Source organism: Flavobacterium sp. T12S277 (genome assembly GCF_048514875.1).
Taxonomy (GTDB): Bacteria; Bacteroidota; Bacteroidia; order Flavobacteriales; family Flavobacteriaceae; genus Flavobacterium.
In genome coordinates this window covers 1-3,276 of sequence record NZ_JBLYEG010000050.1, presented here as the reverse complement: position 1 = coordinate 3,276, position 3,276 = coordinate 1, and the positions used below count along the sequence as shown (strand labels likewise).

The 3,276-nt window shown below is 28.9% G+C and carries 2 protein-coding genes; one reads left to right on the top strand and one right to left on the bottom strand.

Annotated elements, in window-relative coordinates:
• Positions 1-274: 274 nt before the first annotated feature.
• The gene (gene yidC / locus ACN1CN_RS22620) at positions 275-2,182 is read left to right on the top strand and encodes a membrane protein insertase YidC (protein ID WP_419137931.1); all 1,908 of its coding nucleotides are present in this window, start codon (positions 275-277) and stop codon (positions 2,180-2,182) included.
• A 118-nt stretch (positions 2,183-2,300) separates the two neighbouring features.
• Here the strand turns inward: yidC and ACN1CN_RS22615 are convergent, their stop codons facing one another.
• Positions 2,301-2,978, bottom strand: a complete 678-nt coding sequence (locus ACN1CN_RS22615; RefSeq protein ID WP_419137929.1) for a 4'-phosphopantetheinyl transferase family protein — start codon at positions 2,976-2,978, stop codon at positions 2,301-2,303.
• Positions 2,979-3,276: the final 298 nt, after the last annotated feature.

Sequence of the window (3,276 nt, the reverse complement as noted above, 5' to 3'; positions counted from 1 at the left end):
AAAAAATATAGTTTTTAATCAAAACGGAGGTGGTCATTTTGCTCCGGAATTAGGTGGTCATTTTGAACTGGAATCAGGTGCTCACTTTAAAACGGAATGGGGTGATCAATATAACCGGAATTTGCAATCAATAACATAAATAATGAATTACAAATAGTATATTTTCAATTTATAATTGTATTTTCGCTACTTTTTTGCAGAATTACGACGCTTAAAAATTAAAAATCATATTGTCTCTAAATTGAGCAATATTGTTAAAAGAAAAAAAATTATCATGGAAGAAAAAAAATTTGATCTTAATTCAATCATTGGTTTTGTATTGATATTTGGAATTTTGATTTGGATTATGTACCAAAACCAGCCTTCTGATAAAGAGATCGCTGCTGAAAAAGCCAAGAAAGAATTAGTCGCTAAACAAGAAGCACAAGCAAAAGCTGATGAAACTAAAACAACTGCTTTACCAGTTGCTGCTGCAACTCCCGGAGATACGGTTCAATTGGCACAATTGCAAAAAACATTAGGTAGTTTTGCTTATTCTGCTACACTTCCTTCTGCAAAAGAAGCTTTTACAACTATAGAAAACGAAAAGATTAAGCTTAAAATCGCTAACAAAGGTGGTTATATAGTTGAAGCTACATTGAAAGAATTTAAAAGATTAGAAAAACATTCGGGGCAATTAGTACAACTAATCAAAGACAATAATGCGAATCTAAATATTCAGTTGCAAACAACAGATAACAGAACTTTGAACTCTAAAGATTTGTTTTTTGAGCCAAACCTGACTAAAAACGGTGCAGATCAAATCCTGACTATGCGTTTGAAAGCTGGAGCTAACGAATTTTTAGAATACAAATATATATTAAAACCAAACGATTATTTAATCGGCTTTGATATTCGTTCTCAAGGATTGAATAAAGTTTTAAATTCAGCTAAATCATTAGATTTAGTTTGGGATTTAAAAACAAACAGAAATGAAAAAAGTGTATCTATCGAAAAACGTTTTGCTCAAATCGAATATCAGTATGGTGATGAGAAATACAGTTCAGTAAGTCCTAATGGTGTAGGAAAAGAAGAAACTCCTGTAAAAGTGAGTTATATCGCATTCAAGCAACACTTTTTTACTACAATTTTATCTACTGATAAGCCATTCGAAAAATCGAAACTGCAATCGGATGATTTAGTTAAAGATGATAAAATCGATACGGCTTACATTAAACAATTTAAAGCAACCGTTCCTTTAGCTTTCTCTAACGGAGAGCTGGATTATAAAATGAGCTGGTATTTTGGCCCATCTGATTATAAAGTATTAAAATCATACGATAAAAACTTTGAAAAAATTATTCCATTAGGTTGGGGAATCTTCGGATGGATAAATAAATGGGTCTTTATCCCGTTATTCGGATTTTTAAGTTCAACAATTGGATTATCATTAGGAATTGCGATTATCATCTTTACCATTATCATTAAATTGGCCATGTCGCCAATTACCTATAAGTCATTCTTGTCTCAGGCTAAAATGAAAGTTTTACGTCCGGAAATTACAGAGTTGGGAGAAAAATTTAAAAAAGACCCAATGAAGAAACAACAGGAAACAATGAAGTTGTACAACAAAGCAGGAGTAAACCCAATGGCAGGATGTATTCCTGCATTGATTCAGCTTCCATTTATGTATGCATCATTCCAGTTCTTCCCTTCAGCTTTTGAGTTAAGACAGAAAAGTTTCCTTTGGGCTGACGACTTATCTTCTTTTGATTCAGTTGTGAAATTACCATTCAATATTCCAATTTATGGAGATCACATTAGTTTATTCCCTATTTTGGCAGCAGTTGCTATTTTCTTTTATATGAAAATGACTTCTGGAGATCAGCAAATGGCAGCGCCTCAACAAGAAGGTATGCCAGATATGGCAAAAATGATGAAAATTATGATTTATGTTTCGCCATTAATGATGCTAGTTTTCTTCAATACTTACGGTGCTGGTTTGAGTTTGTATAACTTTATATCAAACTTAATTACTATCGGAATCATGTTTGTTATCAAGAATTACATTGTTGACAGTGATAGAATTCATGCTCAGATTCAGGAGAATAAATTAAAGGAGCCTAAAAAACAAAGTAAGTTTCAACAACGTCTTCAAGAAGTAATGGAACAGCAAGAAGCTGCTAAAAAAGTTAAAAAATAATTTTTTATTTAAAGTGGTAGATTTGAAATTATCTACCACTTTTTTTAATTAGTATAGATTTTTATTTGTAGTAAAATGTTATTTTTCAATATTTTTTATTTAACCTTTTATTCCTTAGCTATTTATCATTAGCTATTTCAATAGATAATGATAAAGAATATTCATTCATCCACAAACCTAATTCTTTATATTCAAATTGGGTATTTTTAAATTTATAAATTCTTTTATCTAATGTATTTATTTTTTTGACATTATAAAAAAGACCTATACCAAATGCTTTTATAATTGATTCTTTAGCTGAAAATAATTGAAAAAAGTAAATTCGCTTTAGAGAAGTGTCTTTAAAGTAATTAAACCAATCTAACTCAGATTTACACATAATTTCTTGCGCTATTTCATTAATATTAAATTTTGGATTAATATATTCAATATCAACTCCTATTTTTTTTTCTTTAGATATCCCTATTAACATATAGTTTTTTGAATACGAAAAACTAAAGTTTATTGATGGGGCTACTTTTAAGAAAGGTTTATTATATTCATTAATATCTAATTCAAAATTTTTTATATTATACTTAATTTTTAGATATTCAAATAGAAATACGCGCGCTAATAATCTTTTATCTGAGTCAATTTTAAATTTATACTCACTTATTTCTTCAATTTGACTTGCAGGAATAATTGATTTATCAATATAACCAACATTGTTATCTTTTATATTTATTAAATATATTTCGGTATTACTATCTATAATTATATGTTTTGCTATAATAAAGTTGTGCATGCTAGTTTTCAATAGTGATTATCTTTTTCTTTTTATCTAAATCTACAAACGAAGTAATTTATATTTTGTATTAATCTTATAATTGAAAGAGCAATATACCATTTATAAATAATATTGCTCTTTCATATTTATATCTCACACCTTTTTTAAAGTAAAAAATTATTTTACTTTAAATTGTAGACGATCCAGTAAAGACTGGCTTATGCGTACTGAAGTAAAATCACTCGGGGTGTAACTACTCTCCGAGCGAGACACTTTTTCACTACAGTGCTCTATCACTTTTATTAAATGATTCTTAAAACTAGCTGTC

What these genes read in the sequence shown, in the direction of transcription:
- yidC (WP_419137931.1), top strand. Translation starts at nt 275, where the DNA reads ATGGAAGAAAAAAAATTTGATCTTAATTCAATCATTGGTTTTGTATTG.